Genomic DNA, 21,810 nt, shown 5'->3' with positions numbered 1-21,810 from the left:
GGTTTCGCCGCCCTTCGCCTCTACTTGATTTGAGTGATGCCGGGGCGCGAGGCGCCACGGACACTCTCCCGAGGAGCGCGGCGCCCGCAGCGGGTGTGCGGATGCCGTGGACATCCTGCACCCACCCCTGGAGCCCCGCCCATGAAGCCCTCACCCCATCGCGCCTGCACGGTCCGCGCCGGCGTCACTGCCCTCTGTCTCCTGGCCGCGCACCAGATGGCCGCCGCGCAAACGGCGCCCGTATGCGAGCACGATGCCGCCGTCACCGAGCGCTTCATTCCCGTGGAGATGCTGACGGGAAACTCGATGCCCGAGACCCGCGAGCTGAAGTTCACCGAGGTCGACCGACGCTACCCCTACATCGACGTGCACCCCAGCGGCAAGCTCGGTGCGGGAGACGTCACGCTGAAGGGCCCCCTGAAGTACGTGGGCTACGCCGGCAAGGAGTTCGAGGTGTACGAACGCACGGTGCCCCGCTCGTACGAGCGCTTTGCGCTCACGCCCGACGGCACGGCCATCGGCCGCGTCTTCGACCAGCGTTTCGGCCAGTCCTACAACGAAGGCAAGTTTCCGGTCGGCCTCTGGCAGCAAGGCCAGAAGCGCAGCTACGACACGCTGTACGGTCAGCGCAGTGCCGTGTCGTCGATCGAGGTCGAGAAGCTCTCGTGCACCTACGACGGCATCGCGGGCGCTTTGCAGTACCGCTGGAAAACGAACAACGGGCTCGACTACGCCTACGTCTATGCGCCGGGTCGCGGCATCGTGCAGGTCTTCACGTACAAGAACGGGCGCTGAAGAAGCGGCGCTGAATTTTTTGCGCATCGTGTACTTGATTTGAACGATGCCCGCGCCCTTGTCCATCGAAATACTTCACACGGCCAAGCACCTAGAGGGGGTGCTTCAACAACCGAGGAGAAGAAGATGGCGAGTGCGTTCCTGCGTTCAAAAGTGTGTGCGGCCTGCGTGGCCTTGATGGCCGTGGCCGCGTGTGGCGGAGGCAGCGGCGGTGGGGGTGGCGGGTCGTTCTTTCCCATCGGAGGCACGCCCGCACCCACCGACCCGGCCGGCCCTTCCGACCCGACCCCGCAAGAGCCTGCGGACGCCGGGTTCGCGGTCAAGGTCATGGACGGCGCCATTCGCAATGCCGTGGTGTTCCTCGACAAGAACAACAACGGCCTGCTCGACACCGACGAACCCAGCGCGCGCACGGATGCCGAAGGCAACGCCACGCTGCAGATCGCGCCCGCCGACCGGGGCACGGCGCCGGTGGTGGCGCTGATCGGCACCGACGCGGTGGACGCCCAATCGGGCCCCGTCACGACGGCCTATGTGCTGAAAGCCCCGGCGGACAAGGCGCAGCTGGTCACGCCGTTCACGACGCTGATCAACCAGATCGTCGAGAACACGGGGGCCACCACGGAGCAGGCCGAAACCAATCTGCGACTCCAGCTTGGCTTGTCGAAAAACCTGCTGGAGGACTACAGCGCAGACAACGCGAACAGCGCGATGGCGTCCACCTTCGTCAAGGTCGCCCAAAAGATAAGCACAACCGCCACAGGACAGGTCCTCACGCCCGATGGCTTCGAAGGCCTCACGGCCGCCGACATCTCGAAGGAAACGCAGAACCTGCTGATCGAAAGGCTACCCACGTTCGGTTTTCATTTCAGCACGCAGTTCGCTCGCACCTCCTGCGCCGACGGCCTCGCCTCCGATGCATGCAAGGACTTCATCACCTTCATCGCGGACTTGTTCACGGGCAGCCCGAGCGAGAACCGGCTCCAGGGGTCCAACATGAGCATGGCGGTGGGCACGACCAGGGCGATTGCCGCCGTCCCTCCGGCTTCCAGGCCGGAAACACCCGAAGCCGGCGGCACACTCGAATTCCTGACGTTGACGAACAACACGAACTGGTATCGGCGCATCCTGCTGTCCACGACGGAAGAAGCAACGCCGATCAACGGCAAGACGCGCTTTCGCGACTTCCGCAACCGCAGTACCAACGGCACATTGACAAGTTGGTCGTCCGGCGGTTCGCCGGACCAGCAGGACGATCTGCATTGGAACGGCAGCGCGTGGGTGACTTGCCCCATCGGCGTCGAAGCCACCGGCACCAGCACCGCGCGCGATGCCAGGCAAGTGAGCAGCTCCGACTATTGCGATGGCGCGAGCCTCGGCGTCAGCAAGCGCACGCCCGTCGACATCAGCGGCCATCCGATGGCGGCCACGCTCATGTACATCCAGGCCTACCCCTATTCGACCAACGGCGCCTACGGACAGCGCTACTCGAACTGGGGTCCGAACCTGAGCGCTTCCGAGTGGATAACGCTGGCACCGTTCACTTTTCCGGCGGGATCGACGCTGTATTACCAAGGCGCGCTGGACTTGTCGAATGCACCGACCTACAGCGCGAGCAACGCCAGCAAGGTCACCGTCTCGTCGGCCGAAGTTGCGGCGGGCGGTGATTCGCGCACCAACCCGGCCGTGCCCTGCTCGGTGTCGACCACCCCCTTTGCCGCCGCGAGCAGTCTCGACGAAATCATCGCCCGCAACCCCGGAACGGCCTGCTTCAACGGCCCGGCGAACCTTGCAGGCACGGCGCTTTCGAGTGGCGCGCGCAACGACGGTTGGCAAGCCACCTCGTTGAGCCTGGGCTCGGTGGGCGGCGCGCCCCTGGGCGATGCGGCCACGGTAACCGACTACTACACGACGAACCGACCGATTCGCGTGAGTTTCACCGGGGGCAACAGCTCGAAGGTCACTTTCTACGAGTGCCAGCAGCGGGCCATCAATGGCTCGGCCCGCAATTGCGATGTGGTGGGATCGGGCAACTACACGATCACCCAGATGGGCGACGCGCGCGTGATGAGCTTCGGGGCGATCCCGGGCCTCGCCGCATACCTCGGCAGCGAACGCGTTCTGATCGAGCGTGGCGGCGCGGTGTTCATCGGGAACAAGGCCAAGCCGGTGGCACGCAAACAGATCCGCATGAACCTCAAGGCAGCCAATGCCATCTTCGAGGCGTTCACCACGCTGGGCTACGTCGGCCTGACGCAGATCACGCCCTGACAAGACAGCCAGGGTGCGATCACAGAAGGGGCTCCGGCCCCTTTTTTCATGGGGCTGGCCGCGTCCCGAGGGGCATTGCGCCAGGGAAAGTGGCCGCTATCGCTGGCTGAGATAATCGAGGGCGTTCCCCCTCCAAGAAGACTCCCCACCATGACGACCACGATCCAGCAGGCCGACCTGATCGAATCGATCAGCGCCGCGCTCCAGTACATCAGCTACTACCACCCCGCGGACTACATTGCCCACCTGGCCAAAGCCTACGAGCGCGAGCAGAGCCCCGCCGCCAAGGACGCCATTGCGCAGATCCTCACCAACAGCAAGATGAGCGCCACGGGCCACCGCCCGATCTGTCAGGACACCGGCATCGTCAACGTGTTCCTCAAGGTCGGCATGGACGTGCGCTGGGGCGGCTTCACCGGTTCGCTGGACGACGCCATCAACGAAGGCGTGCGCCGCGGCTACAACCACCCCGACAACACGCTGCGCGCCTCGGTCGTGGGCGACCCGCAGTTCGATCGCAAGAACACCAAGGACAACACGCCCGCGGTGATCTTCACCGAGATCGTCCCCGGCAACACCGTCGAAGTGACGGTGGCCGCCAAGGGCGGCGGCAGCGAGAACAAGAGCAAGCTGGTCATGCTGAACCCCGGCGACAGCGTGGTCGACTGGGTGCTCAAGACCGTGCCGACCATGGGCGCCGGCTGGTGCCCGCCGGGCATGCTGGGCATCGGCATCGGCGGCACCGCCGAGAAGGCCGCGCTGATGGCCAAGGAAAGCCTGATGGACGACCTGGACATGCACGAGCTGCAAGCCAAGGCCGCCTCGGGCGCCGAGCTGAGCAAGGTCGAGGCGCTGCGCCTGGAGCTGTTCGAGAAGGTCAATGCCCTGGGCATCGGCGCGCAGGGCCTGGGCGGCCTGGCCACCGTGCTCGACGTCAAGATCAAGATGTACCCGACGCACGCGGCCAGCAAGCCCGTGGCGATGATCCCCAACTGCGCGGCCACGCGCCACGCGCACTTCGTGATGGACGGCAGCGGCCCGGTCTACCTCGATCCGCCGTCGCTCGACCTGTGGCCCGACGTGAACTGGGCGCCCGACGAAAAGAAGAGCAAGCGCGTCGATCTGAACAAACTCACGCCCGCCGAAGTCGCCAGCTGGAAGCCGGGCGACACGATCCTGCTGAACGGCAAGATGCTCACCGGCCGCGATGCCGCGCACAAGCGCATCCAGGACATGCTGGCCAAGGGCGAGAAGCTGCCGGTCGATTTCACCAACCGCGTCATCTACTACGTCGGCCCGGTCGATCCGGTCGGCAACGAAGCCGTGGGCCCCGCCGGCCCGACCACCGCCACGCGCATGGACGGCTTCACCGAGATGATGCTGGCCCAGACCGGCCTGATCGCCATGATCGGCAAGGCCGAGCGCGGCCCGGTCGCCATCGAGGCCATCAAGAAGCACAAGAGCGCCTACCTCATGGCCGTGGGCGGCGCCGCCTACCTCGTGAGCAAGGCCATCAAGACCGCCAAGGTCGTGGGCTTTGCGGACCTGGGCATGGAAGCGATCTACGAATTCGACGTGGTCGACATGCCCGTGACCGTGGCGGTCGATGCCGGCGGCACCAGCGCGCACATCACCGGCCCGGCCGAGTGGCAAAAGCGCATCGCCAGCGGCGAGTTCAAGACCATTCCGCTGGAAGTCGCTTGAACCCCGTCGGCGTGTTCGACAGCGGCGTCGGGGGGCTCAGCACACTCGCCGCGCTGCAGGCCGAGCTGCCGACCGAACGCTTCGTCTACTTCGCCGACACCGCGAACGCGCCGTATGGCGAGCGCGGTGACGCCTACGTCATCGCGCACTCGCGCCAGGTGGTCGAACACCTGCTGCGCGCGCACGGCATCAAGGCGCTGGTGGTGGCCTGCAACACGGCCACCACGGCGGCGATCCATGTGCTGCGCGCCGAATTTCCCGCCCTGCCCATCGTGGGCCTGGAGCCGGCGCTCAAGCCCGCTGTGGCGACGAGCCGCACGGGCCACATCGCGGTGCTGGCCACGCGCGGCACGTTGGCCAGCGCCCGGTACGCGGCGCTGCGCGATTCCTTTGCAGGCACGACGACCGTACGGCCCGTGCCGTGCGATGGGCTCGTGAAGGCCATCGAAGGCTTCGACAGCGCCACCATCGCCGCGCTGTGCGAGCGCTACATGGCGGAAGCCGGTCCCTTCGGCGACAGTCCGGGCGAGGTCGACACCGTGGTGCTCGGCTGCACGCACTACCCGCTCGTGAAAGACGAGCTGCAGCGCCATGCCCCGCCGACGCTGCGCTTCATCGACACCGGTGCGCCGGTCGCGCAGCAGACGCGTCGCGTGCTCACGTCGCTCGGCCGCCTGCCCGACGATGCCAGCGAAGGCGGGCTCGTGCTCGATAGCAGCGGCAATCTGGCAGTGCTCGAAGCAGCCGCCGCGCGTTGGCTGCCCGCGCGTTCGCAGGGCACTTCGATGCCTGCAGCAAACGTCGCCTGACCTCATCACGATTGGCAATGCGCGCCCTCTTCTTCCTGCGTCATGCACTGATCTCTTTGGGCCTCGCCGCCACCGCCGGCCTGGGCCACGCCGCCTGTGAAAGCGGGCTGGCCGAGCGCATGCATGCCAAGCTCTATCCCAGGCAACCGCTCGACGAGCGGCTTGCCGCCTGCAAGGTCTGGCCGGCGTTCCCCGGCCGCAGCATCGTCGTGCTGCCCATGCCGCGCGAGACCACCGACAAGGGCGCCAAGGTCTTCGACCTCGCGCTGCTGCTGATCCAGCGTCCCGACAACGGCAACACCGACCGCGACACGGTGATCGGACGGATCTTCCTGCCCGAGGCGCTCGACGAAGACGCCAACACCGCGATCCAGGAGATCCGCGTCGACACCTCGCGCTACGTGCTGTCGCCCGACACGCGCGCCTTCGGCCTGCGCGTGCGCTACCGCGGCAACAGCCCGACCTCCGGCCCGCAGGCCAGCGAGACCGTGCGCCTGTACGTCCAGCATGGCAACAAGCTGCGCCAGGTGCTGCAGGAGGTCGAGCTCGACCACGACAACGGCGGCTGGGACGCCACCTGCACCGGTCACTTCGAGAAGCTGCGCACGATGTTGTCGGTCACCCGCACCACGAGCAACGGCTTCGCCGACCTGCAGCTGTCCCGCACGCTGGTGCAAAGCCGTGCGCAGGAACAGGAAGACCAAGGCTGCGTCGAGAAAGCGCTGCCGGCGAAGTTCAGCACCGTGACGCTGCGCTATGACGGCGAGCGCTACAAGGTGCCGAAGTCGCTGCAGCAGGCGCCCTGACGCGCACCTGAATCCGGCGGGTCTTTCACGGACCCGTCATACGAAAGTAACAGCATGCGCGGTTTGTTCCCAAGAACGGCCACGCACCATGAGTTCGCTTTCCCTCCCGTCCCGCATTCCCTTCCAACCCATGCTGCTCGCCGGCGCCCTGTCGTTGTTGCTCGCCGCCTGCGGCGGCAGCAGTGGCGGTGGCGGCTTCAACGGCTTCTTTCCGCCCACGCCCAACCCGCCGCCGACCACGCCGCCTGTCGTGGTGCAGCCCGAGCCCGACCAGCTCGTCTCGAAGGCCCAGTTCACGCCCAAGGCAGACAGCACCGAAGGCTCGTCCGACGCATCGACCGCCATCGCCCTGCCCGACGGTTTTATGCTCGTGGCTGACGACGAAGCGAACGTGCTGCGCGTGTACCCGCGCGCCGGCGGCGCGGCGGTGAAGGAATGGAGCTACAAGGACAAAGGTCCCACGCTCGCCAAAGAACTCGACCTCGAAGCCGGCACGCGCATCGGCGACACGCTGTACTTCACCGGCTCCAATAGCAACAAGAAGGACGGCGGCGACGCAGCGGCCGACCGCTCGCACCTCTTCGCGGTGAAGGTCGGCGGCACCGGCGCGGCCACCACGTTCGACTACGTGGGCCAGTTCTCGCTGCTCGAAGCTCAGCTCATCGCCTGGGACAAGGGCAACGCCCACGGGCTCGGCGCCAACCACTTCGGCTTTGCCGTGTCGGCCGCCGCCGGCATCGTGCCGGAGCGCATCGACGGCTTCTCGATCGAAGGCCTGACCAGCGCGCCGGGCGACACGGCCCTGTGGCTGGGCTTCCGCGCGCCGCAGACCGGCGCTTCGGTGCGCGCGAAGGCGCTGATCGTCCCGCTGCAGAACCACGCCGCGCTGATGGCCGGCACTGCCACGCAAGCCGTCTTCGGCGCGCCCATCGAACTGGAGCTGGGAGGCCGCGGCATCCGCTCGATCGACAAGGGCACCGACGGCAACTACCTGATCGTTGCAGGCCCGGCGGGCGCCGCAGTGCCCGAGGTCGACCGCAACTTCGCGCTGTTCGCCTGGGACGGCAACCCGAACAGCGCACCGGTCGAACTGTCGAACGACCTCGAGGCGCTGCGCAAGGAAACGGGCGGCAGCTTTGAATCCATCGTCGAGGTGCCGGGCCCGGTGAAGGCCGGCACGCAGGTGCAGCTGCTGCTGGACAACGGCGACACGAAGTGGGACGGCAGGACGGCCTCGAAAGACCTGCCCGCCGCCGAGCAGAAGTTCGACGGTTTCGTCGTGCGCCTGGGCGCCCCGTGGGTCGACACGGCCGCGCCGAAGCTGCAGAAGGCGTCACCGCCGGCCGGCCGCGTGGGCGTCAACCTCGACACCTCGGTCATGCTGTCGTTCAACGAGGCGGTGCGCCTCGGGTCCGGGCGCATCGTGCTGCACGCGGCCGACGGCGCGGTGGTCGAGACCTTCCACGCCAACAGCCCTTCCGCGCGCGTGCATGTAGCCTTCAACGTGCTGACGCTGGTGCCGACGGCCAAGCTTGCAATGAACGCCGGCTACTACGTCACGGTAGATGCCAACGCCATCACCGACGCGGCTGGCAATGCCTTCGCGGGCATCAACGACACGACGACACTGGGCTTCACGACGGCCGGCGTGCCCACGCCACTGGCAGCCGGTGACCTGCTCTTCATGGCCGCCAACGCCGAAGCGCCCGATGCCTATGCGTTCGTGCTGCTGAAGGCGGTGAACGGTGGGACGCAGGTGCTGTTCACCGACCGCGACCGCGGTGACGGCACGGCCGAATTCACTGGCATCACCAAGGAAACGGCCTACTTCTGGACCGCGAACCAGAACCTGCCGTCCGGTACCATCGTGACCATCCAGACCGACGTCGTGGGCAGCCCGATCGCGGACAAGGGCTTCACGCTCGGCTCGCCGGGGGGCATCGGCAAGGCGGAAACCATTTATGCCATTTCGGGTGGCACCATCAAAGAGCTGAGCGAAGGCAAGGCTGGAGAGATCGCCTCGGTCGGCAACTACCTCGCGAGCATCACGCTCGGCGGCAAGGCTGGCAGCATTCCCGATGCGCTCGCGACGGCGGGCACGGCGTTCAGCTTCACGGTCGATCCGCTCAACCAGACGAACACGATCTACACCGGTTCGCTCGATCGCTCGGACCTGACGGCCTTCGCGGCGCGTGTGAAAAATTCGGCCAACTGGGTCCAGAGCTACGCACCGGCAGCCGGCTACCCGCTGACGCGCGACAGCCTGTTCGGCGACAAGCTGCCCTGAGCGTCGTTGACTAGCGAGCCTGCAGCGCGGCTTTGCGGCCGCGCTGCATGTCGATCGGCAGCAGCAGCAACAGCCCGCCGATGAACAGCACGGCGGTCGAGAGGATTGCAATCCGCTGGTTGCCACCGGTGGCCCAGGTGATCGCGCCGAAGCTCAGCGGGCCGATGATGCTGGCCAGTCGCGTGGCGAAGGTCCAGAGCCCGAAGAACTCGGCAAGCTGCTGCGGCGGCGCGAGGTAGCCCGTCATCGCGCGGCCGGCCGACTGGCTCGAGCCCATCGCCAACCCCGCGATTGCGGCGGCCCACCAGAAGCCGCCCTTGGTCGTCACCCATGCGGCGATCACGCAGACCGCGATCCACGCGAGCAGCGTCACGGCCAGCGACAGCTTGTGGCCGACGCGGTCCTGCACATAACCGAAAGCGAATGCGCCGAGCGCGGCCGCCAGGTTGAGCACGAAGATCAGCACCATCGTCTCGCTCGCGACGAAGCCGATCACCTGCTCTGCGTAGATCGCCGCCAGCGTGATCGCCACCGCGACGCCGCCCTGGTAGCAGACGGTGCAGACCAGCAGCCACATGAAGTCGCGGTAGGCTCGGGCCTGCTGGAACGTGGCGCGCAGCTGCTGCCACGCGCTGTTCTGGCCGCGGCTGGCCTGCGGCGCAGCGCGCTCGGGCAGCAGCGCAAACGTCGCGCAGGCGGCAGCGCCGTAGAGGGCCGCCGTGATCAGCATCGTGACCGGCACGAAATGGGCCGCCGGCAGCCCGCGCGCCTGCGACCACAGCACGTAGGCCAGGCAGAACCCCAGCGCCAGCATGCCGCCGACATAGCCGAAGGCCCAACCCCAGCCGCTCACCTTGCCCATGCCTTCGGCCGTCGCCAGTTCGGGCAGGAAGGCGCCGGTCAGCGACTCGCCGTAGGAATAAAACGCATTGGAGACGATCACCAGCGCCATCGCGAGCGCGACGCCCATCGCGCCGCCCGCGAAACCCGGCGTGAGCGCGAGCGCCGCGGTGGCGAACACGCAACCTGTGGTCGTCATGACCAGCACGCGCTTCTTGGCACCATGCAGGTCGGCCCAGGCGCCGATGGCGGGCATCGTGAGCATCACGATGGCGTACGAGGTGCTGAGGGCCGCCGTCCACGCAAAGGTGGCCCATGGCGCGCCCTTCGCGATGCCACCGACGAAGTAGGCGGCGAACACCGCCGTGATCACGACCGTGGTGTAGCCCGAGTTCGCGAAGTCGTACATCGCCCAGCCGAACACCTCGCGCTTGCGCACGCCGGGGCGCAACGCGGAGGCTGGAAACAGGGCCATGCGGCCTTGGGACCGGGCGGGAAGTGAGAGGGTTAGTGCAGGTGGCGCGGACGACGGCCACCGCCGTGACCACCACCGCCGCTGCCGCCGCCAGCACCACCGGCACCGCGCGGACGCTTGCCGATTTCGAGCGAATTCACGAGTGCGTCGAAGCGGTCGCTGAAGAGGCGATCGATTTCGGCGACCACGCCGCCCAGCTCGGCGCCGTCGAAGTGGCGCTCCATGAGGTTGACCACGTCTTCGACCAAGAGGTCGCGCTGCACCTGCATGATCGCGGCCGGGTTGGGGCCCACGAACAGCATCAGGAAATCGTCGCGCGATTCTTCATCGGGGTCGCCCTCTTCTTCGTCGAAATCGGTGTCGTAGAAGGTGACTTCGATCGCAGCGCCGCGCTCGGAGAGTTCGTTCAGGGCCATGCACATCTCGTCGAGCGCCTGGCGGAAGTCTTCATCGCCCGGCACGGTCCAGCAGATCTGCAGCGTGTGGTCTTTTTGCTCGAAGCGGATGCCCGGCTCTTCTTCGTAGGTGCTGGTGGCACCGTCGGCCAGCGATTTGGCGCCCGCGTATTTCCAGAGCGGCTTCAGCGCCTCCTGGATTTGCTCGAAGCTCGCGTCCGCGCGCAGCGGCACATCGCCGTGCACATGGATCTCAAATGGAGCGTTGTAGCGAGGCATCAAATACTCCCTTGTAAATATGGTGGTACCCGGAACGGGGGTCGAACCCGTATGCCCCGATCAAGGAAGCGGCGGATTTTAAGTCCGATGTGTCTACCAATTTCACCATCCGGGCCACAGGTTGAACATCGACGATAACCCAAATGAAACAAGCCCCGGCAACGTCGGTTGGCGGGGCTTGCGTATCGGAGCCGATCGGTCTTGATGAGAGGGTGGAGGCGCGACCCGGAGTCGAACCGGGCTACACGGATTTGCAATCCGTTGCATAACCGCTTTGCTATCGCGCCACGCTGAATAACGAAATCGAACTGCGAAAAAAAGGGAAGCTGGTTGCTTCCCTTTTTCAAAAACTGGAGCGGGAAAAGAGTCTCGAACTCTCGACCTCAACCTTGGCAAGGTTGCGCTCTACCAACTGAGCTATTCCCGCGTTTCGAGCCTCAAATTATATACCAATTTTTTGAGGCTTCACAAGTTCTGCAATCAATCGATCAATGCTTGACCGAGCCTTCGGAAGCCGGTGCCCCAGCACGCTGCTTGGCCAGTTCGGCCACCGCAGCAGCCGATGCGGCCACCTCTTCGTCGGACAGCGGCTCGGGCATCTTCTCGAGTGCGATCTCGAGCACCTTGTCGATCCACTTCACCGGGACGATCTCGAGGCCGTTTTTCACGTTCTCGGGAATGTCCTGCAGGTCCTTGGCGTTCTCTTCGGGAATCAGCACGGTCTTGATGCCACCGCGCAGGGCGGCCAGCAGCTTTTCCTTCAGGCCGCCGATGGCCGTGACTTCGCCGCGCAGCGTGATCTCGCCGGTCATCGCGACGTCGGCACGCACCGGGATGCCCGTGAGCGCCGACACGAAGGCCGTCGTCATCGCTGCACCCGCGCTCGGTCCGTCCTTCGGCGTAGCGCCATCGGGCACGTGGATGTGGATGTCGCGCTTCTCGAACACCTCGTCCTTGATGCCCAGGCGGCGCGAGCGGCTGCGCACCACGGTGCGTGCGGCCTCGACCGATTCCTTCATCACGTCGCCAAGCGAACCCGTGCGGCTGATCACGCCCTTGCCGGGCATGGTGACCGCTTCGATCGTCAGCAGGTCGCCGCCGACCTCGGTCCACGCGAGGCCGACCACCTGGCCGACCTGGTTCTGCTTCTCGGCCAGGCCGAAGCTGTACTTGCGCACGCCGAGGAACTCGTTGAGGTTCTCGCCGTCGACCGTGACCTTGGGCGTCAGTTGCTTGAGCAGCAGGCCCTTCACCACCTTGCGGCAAATCTTGGACAGCTCGCGCTCGAGCGAACGCACGCCGGCTTCCCGCGTGTAGTAGCGCACGATGTCGCGCACGGCGGATTCGGTGACGGCCAGTTCGTCGTCCTTCACGCCGTTGTTCTTGAGCTGCTTAGGCAGCAGGTACTTGATCGCGATGTTGGTCTTCTCGTCCTCGGTGTAGCCCGAGAGGCGGATGACTTCCATGCGGTCCAGCAGCGCCGGCGGAATATTCATCGAGTTCGAGGTGGCGACGAACATGACGTCGCTCAGGTCGAAGTCGACTTCCACGTAGTGGTCGCCGAACGTGTGGTTCTGCTCCGGGTCGAGCACCTCGAGCAACGCGCTCGACGGGTCGCCGCGGAAGTCGGTGCCCAGCTTGTCGATCTCGTCGAGCAGGAACAGCGGATTGCGCGTGCCGATCTTGCTCAAGCCCTGCAGCACCTTGCCCGGCAGTGCGCCGATGTAGGTGCGGCGGTGGCCGCGAATTTCGGCTTCGTCGCGCATGCCGCCCAGCGCCATGCGGGTGTACTTGCGGCCGGTCGCCTTCGCGATCGACTGCCCCAGCGAGGTCTTGCCGACACCCGGCGGGCCCACGAGGCACAGGATGGGTGCCTTCACCTTGTCGACGCGTTGCTGCACCGCAAGATATTCAAGGATGCGGTCCTTGACCTTCTCGAGGCCGTAGTGGTCGGCGTTGAGCACGGCCTCGGCATTGGCCAGGTCGTGCTTGATCTTGGTCTTCTTGCTCCACGGCAGGGCGATGAGCACGTCGATGTAGTTGCGCACCACCGTGGCTTCGGCCGACATGGGCGACATGAGCTTGAGCTTCTTGAGCTCGCCCTCGGCCTTTTTCAGGCCTTCCTTGGACATCTTGGCGAGCTTGATCTTCTTCTCGATCTCCTCGATGTCCGCGCCCTCTTCGCCTTCGCCGAGCTCCTTCTGGATGGCCTTGACCTGCTCGTTGAGATAGAAGTCGCGTTGGTTCTTCTCCATCTGCCGCTTCACGCGGCCACGAATCTTCTTGTCGACGTTCAGGATGTCGACTTCGCGCTCGAGCTGGCCGAACAGGTTTTCCAGGCGCGCCTTGACGTCGTCGAGGTCGAGCACGGCCTGCTTGTTGTCGAGCTTGAGCGGCAGGTGGGCGGCGATGGTGTCGGCCAGGCGGCCGGCGTCGTCGATGCTCGAGATCGAGGTCAGGATCTCGGGCGGGATCTTCTTGTTCAGTTTGACGTACTGGTCGAACTGCTGCATCACGGCACGGCGCAGTGCCTCGACCTCGGTGCCTTTCTCGCCGCCTTCGAGCGCCTCGACGGGCGTCACGTTGGCAGAGAAATGGGTTTCGCCGTCATCGATGCGGTTGACGCGGGCGCGCTGCTGGCCTTCGACCAGCACCTTCACGGTGCCGTCGGGCAGCTTGAGCATCTGCAGGATGGTCGAGACGCAGCCGACCTCGAACATGTCCTCGACCGAGGGCTCGTCCTTGGCGGCGGCCTTCTGGGCCACCAACATGATGCGGCGTTCGGCTTCCATCGCCAGCTCGAGCGCCTTGATGCTCTTCGGGCGACCCACGAAGAGCGGGATCACCATGTGGGGAAACACCACGACGTCGCGCAGCGGCAGCAGCGGCAGGTCGAGGGCTTCGGGGGGCAATGGGGTATGACCAGACATGAGCGTCCTTGTCCTTTAGGCCTTTTTCGCCGTTTCGCGGTACACGAGCAGCGGGGGCTTGTTTTCGTCGATGGTCGATTCCTCGACCACCACCTTGTCGACATTGGTCGCGTTCGGCAATTCGAACATGGTGTCGATCAGCGACTGTTCAAGGATCGAGCGCAGGCCGCGCGCACCGGTCTTGCGGGCCAGCGCCTTGCGTGCGATCGCCTTGAGCGCCGCGGGACGGATTTCGAGGTCCACGCCTTCCATCTGCAGCAGCTTGGTGAACTGCTTCACCACTGCGTTCTTGGGCTCGGTCAGGATCTGCACCAGCGCGTCTTCGCTCAGCTCGGCCAGCGAGGCGACCACGGGCATGCGGCCCACGAGTTCGGGGATCAGGCCGAACTTGATCAGGTCTTCGGGCTCGACTTCGCGGAACACCTCGGTGATGCTGCGCTGGGCCTTGCTCTTGACGGCGGCACCGAAGCCGATACCCGAGGCCTCGGTGCGGTTTTCGATGACCTTCTCGAGCCCCGCAAAGGCGCCACCGCAGATGAACAGGATGTTGGTCGTGTCGATCTGCAGGAAGTCCTGGTTCGGGTGCTTGCGCCCGCCCTGGGGCGGCACGCTGGCCATGGTGCCTTCGATGAGCTTGAGCAGCGCCTGCTGCACACCCTCGCCCGACACGTCACGTGTGATCGACGGGTTGTCTGACTTGCGCGAGATCTTGTCGATTTCGTCGATGTAGACGATGCCGCGCTGGGCTCGCTCGACCTCGTAGTTGCAGCTCTGCAGCAGCTTCTGGATGATGTTCTCGACGTCTTCGCCCACGTAGCCGGCTTCGGTCAGCGTGGTGGCGTCAGCCATCACGAACGGCACGTCGAGCATGCGCGCGAGCGTTTGCGCAAGGAGCGTCTTGCCCGAACCCGTGGGGCCGATCAGCAGGATGTTGCTCTTGCTGAGCTCGACCTCGTCGCCCTTGGTGTTCTTTTCCTTGTGGCGCAGGCGCTTGTAGTGGTTGTAGACCGCCACCGACAGCATACGCTTGGCCGGCTCCTGGCCGATCACGTAGTTGTCGAGGTTGGTCTTGATCTCCAGCGGCGTGGGCAGGTCGCTGCGCGCGTCGCGCGCTTCCTCACCGGCCGGCAGCTCGTCACGGATGATCTCGTTGCACAGGTCGATGCATTCGTCGCAGATGAAGACCGAAGGGCCCGCGATCAGCTTCTTGACCTCATGCTGGCTCTTGCCGCAGAACGAGCAATAAAGCGTTTTTTCGCTGGAGGTGCCTTTTTTTTCGGCCATGGACTTTTGCCTCGTGACAGGGTATGGACAATGATAACTAAACAAAAACGGCGTTTCCCGTGTGGAAAACGCCGTTTTTTGCCAATTGGCGCCCGGGGCGCCGGCGCCGGACGGTTTTAACCGCGCTGGGCGACAACCTGGTCGACCAGGCCGTAATCCTTGGCCTCGTCAGCGGTCAGGAAGTAGTCCCGCTCGGTGTCCGACTTGACCTTTTCCAGCGGCTGGCCGGTGCGCTCAGCCAGGATGCGGTTCATCTGGTCCTTGGTACGCAGGATGTCGCGCGCATGGATCTCGATGTCGGTGGCCTGGCCGCGTGCGCCGCCGAGCACCTGGTGGATCATGATCTTCGAGTTGGGCAGCGAGAAACGCTTGCCCTTCTCGCCGGCCGCCAGCAGGAAGGCGCCCATGCTGGCTGCGAAGCCCAGGCACATGGTCGACACCGATGGCTTGATGAACTGCATGGTGTCGTAGATCGCCATGCCGGCGCTCACGCTGCCGCCCGGGGAGTTGATGTAGAACGAAATGTCCTTGTCCGGGTTCTCGCTCTCGAGGAACAGCAGCTGGGCCACCACGAGGTTGGCGGTCTGGTCGTTGACCTCGCCCACCAGGAAGATGATGCGTTCCTTGAGGAGACGCGAGTAGATGTCATACGACCGCTCGCCGCGGCCCGACTGCTCGACGACCATCGGGATCATGCCGAGGCCTTGAATTTCCTGTGCGCTCATGAATTTGCTCTCCGGAAAATGGATTCGTTCGTTCTGATTGAACTGTACGCCTGAGTGAAATGGGGCTCGTGCCGCAAAGCACAAGCCCCATCGGCGTTGCTGCATGCAGCGACGGAAACCAGCTTACTGCTGCTGCGCCATCAGTTCGTCGAACGACACCGACTTTTCGTTGACCTTGGCCTTGCCGAGCACGAAGTCGGTCACGTTGTTTTCGATGACCACGGCTTCGACTTCCGCCAGGCGGTTGTTGTCGCTGAAGTACCAACGCACGACGTCTTGCGGCTTCTCGTAGCTGGCGGCCAGCTCGTCGATGTGGGCCTTGATCTGCTCGGGCTTGGCCTGCAGTTCGTTGGCACGCACCAGCTCGGCCACCACCAGGCCCAGGCGCACGCGGCGCTCGGCTTGCGGACGGAAGACTTCTTCGGGGATCGGCGCCTTGTCGGCGTCCTTGATGCCGCGCTGCTTGAGCTCGGCGCGGGCGCCTTCGATCATGCGGGCGACTTCCGACTGCACGCTGGCGTTCGGCAGGTCGAGTTCGGCGTTGGCCACCAGGGCGTCCATCACGGCGTTCTTGTTGCGGGCCAGCAGGCGGAACTTCACTTCGCGCTCGAGGTTGCGCTTGATGTCGGCGCGCAGGCCTTCCACGGTGGCTTCGGCGATGCCGAGCGACTTGGCCAGCTGTTCGTTGACTTCGGGCAGGTGCGACGCTTCGATCTTCTTCACGGTGACCATGAAGTCGGCTTGCTTGCCGGCCACGTCCTTGCCGTGGTAATCGGCCGGGAACGACAGCGGGAAGGTGCGGCTGTCGCCGGACTTCATGCCACGCACGGCGTCTTCGAATTCCTTGAGCATCTGGCCTTCGCCGACGACGAACTGGAAGTCTTCGGCCTTGCCGCCCTGGAAGGGCTCGCCGTCGATCTTGCCTTCGAAGTCGACCGTCACGCGGTCGTTGTCTTCGGCCACGGCGTCTTGGGCGCGCTGGGCGAAGGTGCGGCGCTGCTTGCGCAGGATGTCCAGGGTCTTGTCGATGGCTTCGTCGCCGACTTCGGCCGACAGCTTCTCGACTTCAGCGCCCGACAGGTCGTTGATCTTGACTTCGGGGAACACTTCGAAGACCGCGTCGAAGGCGAGCTGGCCTTCGGGCGACTCTTCCTTCTCGGTGATGCGGGGCTGGCCGGCGACGCGCAGCTTGGCTTCGTTCGCGGCTTGCGAGAAGGCCTCACCGACCTTGTCGTTCATGACTTCGTAGTGCACCGAGTAGCCGTAGCGCTGGGCCACGACGTTCATCGGCACCTTGCCGGGACGGAAACCGTCCATCTTGACGGTGCGCGCGAGCTTCTTGAGGCGCGAATCGACTTCGTTCTGGATGGTGCCGACCGGCAGGGTCAGCGTGATCTTGCGTTCGAGCTTCTCGAGAGTTTCAACGTTCACGGTCATGGTGTCTTCCTTGTGAGGGGTGTGGCTGGTGCGCGGGGCCGGACTCGAACCGGCACGTTCTTGCGAACGTCAGGACCTAAACCTGGTGCGTCTACCAATTTCGCCACCCGCGCGATGCCAAATTTCAGGTGAATGCAAAGGCGGACGGCCTCGGCGCTGCAGGAAAACCCGCTGGCCCAAGACCGTCCGCCTGAAATCGGTCAACCGCGCATTTTAAACGCAAGAATGGGGGCCTTCCGGCTTCCCCCTTTCGGGGATTTCACCCACTCTCGCGCAAGGGCTACGGACCGCGCGAAAACGGCCCGTGAAAAGCGCTTTTTCAGGCCGCTTGCGGCTCCCGCTTGATGCGGAAGGCCGCGGCATACATCGCCGGCAGCGCCAGCAGCGTCAGCACGGTGGCGACGATCAGCCCGCCCATGATGGCCACGGCCATCGGCCCCCAGAACACGCTGCGCGACAACGGAATCATCGCCAGCACGGCCGCCGCAGCGGTCAGCACGATGGGGCGCAAGCGCCGCACGGCCGACTCGACGATCGCGTCCCAGGCCGGCACGCCGGCCGCGCGGTCGCTCTCGATCTGGTCGATCAGGATCACGGCGTTGCGCTGGATCATGCCCATCAGCGCGATCACGCCAAGCAGCGCGACGAAGCCGAACGGCCGGTTCAGCAGCAGCAGCGCGGCGGCCACGCCGGCGATGCCCATCGGGCCGGTGATGAACACCAGCAGCGAACGGCTGAAGCTGTGCAGCTGCAGCATCAGCAGCGTGAACACCAGGAACAGCATGATCGGCACGCCCGCCACGATGGAGGCCGAGCCCTTGCTGCTTTCCTCGACCGCGCCCGCCACCTCGATGCGGTAGCCGCCCTGCCCGGCCGCATGCCAGCCGGCCTCGAGCTTGCGCAGTTGCGGCAGCAGTTGCTCGGTCACGGTGGCGCCCTGCAGGCCTTCCACCACGTCGCCCTGCACGGTGATGGCGTAGTCGCGGTTCTCGCGCCACATCACGCCGGGCTCCCAGGTGAACACCGGTCGGGCGATCTGCGTGAGCGGAATCGAACGGCCCGTGGTCGTCGGGATGTAGGCGTTGCCGATGTCCGAGATCGCCTCGCGCTCGTCGGCCGACTGGCGCAGCACGATGTCGATCAGCAGGTCGTTCTCGCGGTACTGGCCGACCGTGGTGCCGCTGAACATCGTGCGCGATGCTTGCGCGATGGCCTGGCTGGTCACGCCGAGCGCACGCGCCTTGGCCTGGTCGATCTCGAGGCGGATCACCTTCACCGACTCGTTCCAGTTGTCGTTCACGCCGATGAGGTTCGTGTTCTCGCGCAGCACGGCCTTCACCTCGTCGGCGCGCGCGCGCAGCTGGCCGGGCTCGGTGCCGACCACGCGGAACTGCACCGGATACGGCACCGGAGGGCCGTTGGGCAGCAACTTGACGCGGCCGCGCACCTCGGGAAACTCTTCGGCGAGCACCGCGGGAAGGCGCAGGCGCAGGCGCTCGCGCACCTTCAGGTCCTGGGCCAGCACGATGAGCTGCGACACGTTGGTCTGCGGAAAGACCTGGTCCAGCGGCAGGTAGAAGCGCGGCACGCCGGAGCCGATCCAGGTGCTGACGGTCTTCACGCCCTCTTCCTTCATCACGCGCTGTTCGACGCGCCTGGCCACCTCTTCATTCGCGGCGAACGACGTGCCCTCGGGGAACCAGAGGTCCACCATGATCTCGGGCCGGCTCGAATCGGGGAAGAACTGCTGCTGCACCTTGCCCATGCCGAAGATGCCGAGCGCAAAGATCAGCACGGTCGCGCCGATGGTCAGCCAGCGGTGCTGCACGCACCAGTTCACCGCGCGGCGGAAGCCGTTGTAGAACGGCGTGTCGAACAGCTCGTGCGGCGGCGCGTCGGGGTCGTGCGGCTTCACCTTGAGCAGCAGCGTGCCCAGATACGGCACGAAGTACACCGACACGATCCACGACAGCACCAGCGCAATCACCGTCACCGCGAAGATCGCGAAGGTGTACTCGCCCGTCACCGACTTGGCGATGCCGATCGGCAAAAAGCCTGCCGCCGTGATGAGCGTGCCCGTGAGCATCGGCTTGGCCGTCACGTCGTAGGCGAAGGTGGCGGCGCGGACCTTGTCGTAGCCCTCTTCCATCTTCCGCACCATCATCTCGACCGCGATGATCGCGTCGTCGACCAGCAGGCCCAGCGCGATGATCAGCGACCCCAGCGATATCTTGTGCAGCCCGATGCCGAAGTAGTTCATGGCCAGGAAGGTCACGGCCAGCACCAGCGGAATGGTGATCGCCACCACCAGCCCCGGGCGCATGTCGATGTACCAGCCGAAGCGCCCGCCCTTGTGCAGGCCGAGCGCGATGATGCTCACGGCCAGCACGATGGCCACGGCCTCGATGAGCACGCCGACGAATTCGTTGACCGAGCTGGCCACCGACACCGGCTGGTCCTGCACCTGCGCCAGCTTCACGCCGGCCGGCAGGCGCTGGTCGATAGTCGCGGTGGTGGCCTTCAGCGCCTTGCCCAGGGCAATGATGTCGCCGCCCTTGGCCATCGACACGCCGAGCGCGATCACTTCCTTGCCCTGGTGGTGCACCTTGACGGCCGGCGGATCGACGTACCCGCGGCGGATCTCGGCGATGTCGCCGAGCTTGATCTGGTTGCCCGAGCTGCCGCGGATCGGCATCTCGCGCAGCTGCTCGACGCTGGTGAACTGGCCGCCCACGCGCACCTGCACCACGTCCAGCGGCGACTGGATCGTGCCGGCGCTTTCGACCGCGTTCTGCGAGCCGAGCTGCGCGAGCACGGCGTTGAAGTCGAGCCCCAGCTGCGCCAGGCGCTTCTGCGAGATCTCGATGAAGACTTTTTCGTCCTGCACGCCGAACTGGTCGACCTTGGCGACGTCCTTCACGCGCAGCAATTGCTGGCGCACGTCGTCGGCCAGCGTCTTGAGCTCGGCGTAGCTGAAGCCTTCGCTCTCCAGCGCGTAGATCACGCCGTAGACGTCGCCGAAATCGTCATTGAAGAACGGCCCCTGTACACCCGCGGGCAAGGTGCCGCGCATGTCGCCGATCTTCTTGCGCACCGTGTACCAGACGTTGGCCACCTCGGCGGCCTTCGACGAATCCTTGATCTGGAAAATGATCTGCGACTCGCCGGGCTTGGAGTAGCTGCGGATCTTGTCGGCGTACGGCGCTTCCTGCAGCGTGCGCTCCAGCTTGTCGGTGACCTGCTCGGCCACCTGCTGCGCGGTCGCGCCGGGCCAGTAGGTGCGCACGACCATCGCGCGGAAGGTGAACGGCGGGTCTTCGTCTTGGCCGAGCTGGAAGTACGCAAACGCGCCCAGCACCATCAGCACCACCATCAGGTAGCGCGTGAGCGGCGCGTGGTCCAGCGCCCATTTGGAAAGATTGAAGCCGGCGGGTTTGTGTCCGGGAGTTTCAGGGTTCGTGGGGGTCGCAGGGCCTTCCGTCATTTGGCGGCACCCGTTGCGATCTCCTTCTTCGTCGCGGCCACGGCCTCGACGGCCTGCTGCTGCGCCTGTGTCTGTTGCTTGCCGTTGGCGGCGGCCGCCATGGCCTCCTTCGACTGGTAGACGGTGACCTTCTGCCCCGGCGACAGCACATGCACGCCCGCGGCCACGACCATCGCGCCGGGCACCAGGCCCGAACCGATCACCGCTTCATTGCCGTCGGCCGTGACCACCTGCACCGGCTGCGAGCGCACGGTCATGCTGTCCTTGTCGAGCACCCAGACCGCGGAGCCCTTGCCTTCCTGGCGCAGCGCGCTGGTCGGCAGCTTGATCACCGCGACATCGGTGCGCGCCAGGGCCTGCGGCCTTGCGTAGACCGTGGCGCCAAGCGCCGGCGATGTGGCCGCGTCGATCGACACCTTGACCGAATAAGTGCGCGTGACCGCATCGGCACTGGCCGCCACCTCGCGCACCTTGCCTTGCAGCACCTCGCCGCCGGACCAGCCGCGCACCGCGACCGGCGAGCCGGGCTTGATCAGCGCGGCGCGGTCTTCAGGCACCGCGAACACCACGTCGCGCGCGCCGTCCTGGGCGATGCGCACGACCGGCGTACCGGCCTGCACGACCTGGCCCGGCTCGGCCTCGATGGCAGTGATGACGCCCGCCACGTCGGCCACCAGCGTCGTGTAGCTGGCCTGGTTGCCCTGCGAGGCCAGTTGCGCCTGCGCCTGTTCGAGCTGCGCCTGCGCGGCCTTCCAGGTGGTTTCGCGGCGCTCCAGTTCGGCGCCGCTGATGAAGTTCTGCGAACGCAGTTCGGTGTAGCGCTTCAGGTCGGCAGCTGCGAGGTCGCGGTTGGTCTGCGCGGCGGCCTGCTGGGCGCGGGCGGCGTCGGCAGCCAGGCGGTAGTCCTGCGGATCGAGCTGCGCCAGCACCTGGCCGGCTTGCACGTGCTGGCCGAGTTCGGCCTGGCGCTTGGTGATTTTTCCGGCGACGCGGAAGCCCAGGCGCGATTCAACCCGGGCCCGCACCTCGGCCGAGAACTCGGGCTGGGCGTCGTAGTCGCTGGTGCCGACGGTCACGAACTTGACCGCCCTCACGGGCTCGGGGGCAGGTGGTTTCGGCGAACAGCCGGCCAAAAATATGGCGGGAAGCAGCAGCCAGGCGGCGCTGCGGGCACGGAGTGAGGCGGCGGAGGCGGTCATGAGACACCCAAGAAGAGAGGAACCGGGTCATTAATGACCCACCGGTTAGTAATCTAGGGTAAACGTTAAACAGTGTCAATGACCCGCGGG

Annotated in this window: 14 protein-coding genes and 4 tRNA genes; 6 read left to right on the top strand and 12 right to left on the bottom strand. The window is 65.7% G+C overall.

The window, feature by feature from the left end; genetic code table 11:
• Positions 1-141 precede the first annotated feature (141 nt).
• The 6 genes from RZE79_RS13830 to RZE79_RS13805 all read left to right on the top strand — a co-directional run bounded on the left by RZE79_RS13830 (position 142) and on the right by RZE79_RS13805 (position 8,672).
• Positions 142-795 carry a hypothetical protein gene (locus tag RZE79_RS13830; protein ID WP_319360863.1) on the top strand — a complete coding sequence of 218 codons (654 nt, stop codon included), beginning with the start codon at positions 142-144 and terminating at the stop codon, positions 793-795.
• Between the two features lie 39 nt (positions 796-834).
• On the top strand, positions 835-3,066 hold the full coding sequence (locus RZE79_RS13825; RefSeq protein ID WP_319360862.1) for a hypothetical protein: 2,232 nt from the start codon (positions 835-837) through the stop codon (positions 3,064-3,066).
• 150 nt (positions 3,067-3,216) lie between these two features.
• Entirely contained in the window at positions 3,217-4,770 is a 1,554-nt protein-coding gene (locus RZE79_RS13820; RefSeq protein ID WP_101492937.1) for a fumarate hydratase, read from the top strand.
• Positions 4,767-5,579 (top strand): glutamate racemase, encoded by an 813-nt coding sequence (gene murI / locus RZE79_RS13815; protein WP_319360861.1) that lies wholly within the window; start codon positions 4,767-4,769, stop codon positions 5,577-5,579. Before RZE79_RS13820 ends, murI begins: the two co-directional genes overlap by 4 nt.
• A 17-nt stretch (positions 5,580-5,596) precedes the next feature.
• Positions 5,597-6,385, top strand: a complete 789-nt coding sequence (locus RZE79_RS13810) for a hypothetical protein (protein WP_319360860.1) — start codon at positions 5,597-5,599, stop codon at positions 6,383-6,385.
• Positions 6,386-6,473: 88 nt separating this feature from the next.
• The gene (locus RZE79_RS13805; protein WP_319360859.1) at positions 6,474-8,672 is read left to right on the top strand and encodes an Ig-like domain-containing protein; all 2,199 of its coding nucleotides are present in this window, start codon (positions 6,474-6,476) and stop codon (positions 8,670-8,672) included.
• Positions 8,673-8,682: 10 nt separating this feature from the next.
• Here RZE79_RS13805 and RZE79_RS13800 read toward each other — a convergent pair whose 3' ends face one another.
• The 12 genes from RZE79_RS13800 to RZE79_RS13745 all read right to left on the bottom strand — a co-directional run bounded on the left by RZE79_RS13800 (position 8,683) and on the right by RZE79_RS13745 (position 21,720).
• Positions 8,683-9,987 (bottom strand): MFS transporter, encoded by a 1,305-nt coding sequence (locus RZE79_RS13800; RefSeq protein ID WP_319360858.1) that lies wholly within the window; start codon positions 9,985-9,987, stop codon positions 8,683-8,685.
• Between the two features lie 32 nt (positions 9,988-10,019).
• Complete coding sequence (locus tag RZE79_RS13795) at positions 10,020-10,661, bottom strand: DUF6806 family protein (protein ID WP_099796722.1); 642 nt, start codon at positions 10,659-10,661, stop codon at positions 10,020-10,022.
• A gap of 23 nt (positions 10,662-10,684) precedes the next feature.
• Positions 10,685-10,776: transfer RNA gene (locus tag RZE79_RS13790), tRNA-Leu, on the bottom strand.
• Between the two features lie 98 nt (positions 10,777-10,874).
• Positions 10,875-10,948: transfer RNA gene (locus tag RZE79_RS13785), tRNA-Cys, on the bottom strand.
• A 64-nt stretch (positions 10,949-11,012) separates the two neighbouring features.
• Positions 11,013-11,088, bottom strand: a tRNA-Gly gene (locus tag RZE79_RS13780).
• 61 nt (positions 11,089-11,149) lie between these two features.
• Positions 11,150-13,591, bottom strand: a complete 2,442-nt coding sequence (gene lon, locus RZE79_RS13775; protein ID WP_101492931.1) for an endopeptidase La — start codon at positions 13,589-13,591, stop codon at positions 11,150-11,152.
• A gap of 15 nt (positions 13,592-13,606) precedes the next feature.
• Positions 13,607-14,875 carry an ATP-dependent Clp protease ATP-binding subunit ClpX gene (clpX, locus tag RZE79_RS13770; protein WP_062475840.1) on the bottom strand — a complete coding sequence of 423 codons (1,269 nt, stop codon included), beginning with the start codon at positions 14,873-14,875 and terminating at the stop codon, positions 13,607-13,609.
• Positions 14,876-14,991: 116 nt separating this feature from the next.
• On the bottom strand, positions 14,992-15,600 hold the full coding sequence (gene clpP / locus RZE79_RS13765; RefSeq protein ID WP_095745077.1) for an ATP-dependent Clp endopeptidase proteolytic subunit ClpP: 609 nt from the start codon (positions 15,598-15,600) through the stop codon (positions 14,992-14,994).
• 123 nt (positions 15,601-15,723) lie between these two features.
• On the bottom strand, positions 15,724-17,037 hold the full coding sequence (tig, locus tag RZE79_RS13760; protein ID WP_153284507.1) for a trigger factor: 1,314 nt from the start codon (positions 17,035-17,037) through the stop codon (positions 15,724-15,726).
• 26 nt (positions 17,038-17,063) lie between these two features.
• Positions 17,064-17,150: transfer RNA gene (locus RZE79_RS13755), tRNA-Leu, on the bottom strand.
• 206 nt (positions 17,151-17,356) lie between these two features.
• The gene (locus tag RZE79_RS13750) at positions 17,357-20,521 is read right to left on the bottom strand and encodes an efflux RND transporter permease subunit (protein WP_319360857.1); all 3,165 of its coding nucleotides are present in this window, start codon (positions 20,519-20,521) and stop codon (positions 17,357-17,359) included.
• Positions 20,518-21,720 carry an efflux RND transporter periplasmic adaptor subunit gene (locus RZE79_RS13745; protein ID WP_319360856.1) on the bottom strand — a complete coding sequence of 401 codons (1,203 nt, stop codon included), beginning with the start codon at positions 21,718-21,720 and terminating at the stop codon, positions 20,518-20,520. Before RZE79_RS13745 ends, RZE79_RS13750 begins: the two co-directional genes overlap by 4 nt.
• Between the last annotated feature and the right edge of the window lie 90 nt (positions 21,721-21,810).

Origin of the sequence: Variovorax sp. EBFNA2, assembly GCF_033802765.1 — a bacterium.
GTDB lineage: Bacteria > Pseudomonadota > Gammaproteobacteria > Burkholderiales > Burkholderiaceae_C > Variovorax > Variovorax paradoxus_H.
The sequence above is the reverse complement of the archived record's forward strand: the minus strand, read 5'-3'. Positions and strand labels throughout refer to the sequence as shown.

What these genes read in the sequence shown, in the direction of transcription:
- clpP (WP_095745077.1), bottom strand. Translation starts at nt 15,600, where the DNA reads ATGAGCGCACAGGAAATTCAAGGCCTCGGCATGATCCCGATGGTCGTC.
- RZE79_RS13805 (WP_319360859.1), top strand. Translation starts at nt 6,474, where the DNA reads ATGAGTTCGCTTTCCCTCCCGTCCCGCATTCCCTTCCAACCCATGCTG.
- tig (WP_153284507.1), bottom strand. Translation starts at nt 17,037, where the DNA reads ATGACCGTGAACGTTGAAACTCTCGAGAAGCTCGAACGCAAGATCACG.
- RZE79_RS13810 (WP_319360860.1), top strand. Translation starts at nt 5,597, where the DNA reads ATGCGCGCCCTCTTCTTCCTGCGTCATGCACTGATCTCTTTGGGCCTC.
- RZE79_RS13795 (WP_099796722.1), bottom strand. Translation starts at nt 10,661, where the DNA reads ATGCCTCGCTACAACGCTCCATTTGAGATCCATGTGCACGGCGATGTG.
- RZE79_RS13745 (WP_319360856.1), bottom strand. Translation starts at nt 21,720, where the DNA reads ATGACCGCCTCCGCCGCCTCACTCCGTGCCCGCAGCGCCGCCTGGCTG.
- clpX (WP_062475840.1), bottom strand. Translation starts at nt 14,875, where the DNA reads ATGGCCGAAAAAAAAGGCACCTCCAGCGAAAAAACGCTTTATTGCTCG.
- RZE79_RS13820 (WP_101492937.1), top strand. Translation starts at nt 3,217, where the DNA reads ATGACGACCACGATCCAGCAGGCCGACCTGATCGAATCGATCAGCGCC.
- RZE79_RS13800 (WP_319360858.1), bottom strand. Translation starts at nt 9,987, where the DNA reads ATGGCCCTGTTTCCAGCCTCCGCGTTGCGCCCCGGCGTGCGCAAGCGC.
- RZE79_RS13830 (WP_319360863.1), top strand. Translation starts at nt 142, where the DNA reads ATGAAGCCCTCACCCCATCGCGCCTGCACGGTCCGCGCCGGCGTCACT.
- RZE79_RS13750 (WP_319360857.1), bottom strand. Translation starts at nt 20,521, where the DNA reads ATGACGGAAGGCCCTGCGACCCCCACGAACCCTGAAACTCCCGGACAC.
- lon (WP_101492931.1), bottom strand. Translation starts at nt 13,591, where the DNA reads ATGTCTGGTCATACCCCATTGCCCCCCGAAGCCCTCGACCTGCCGCTG.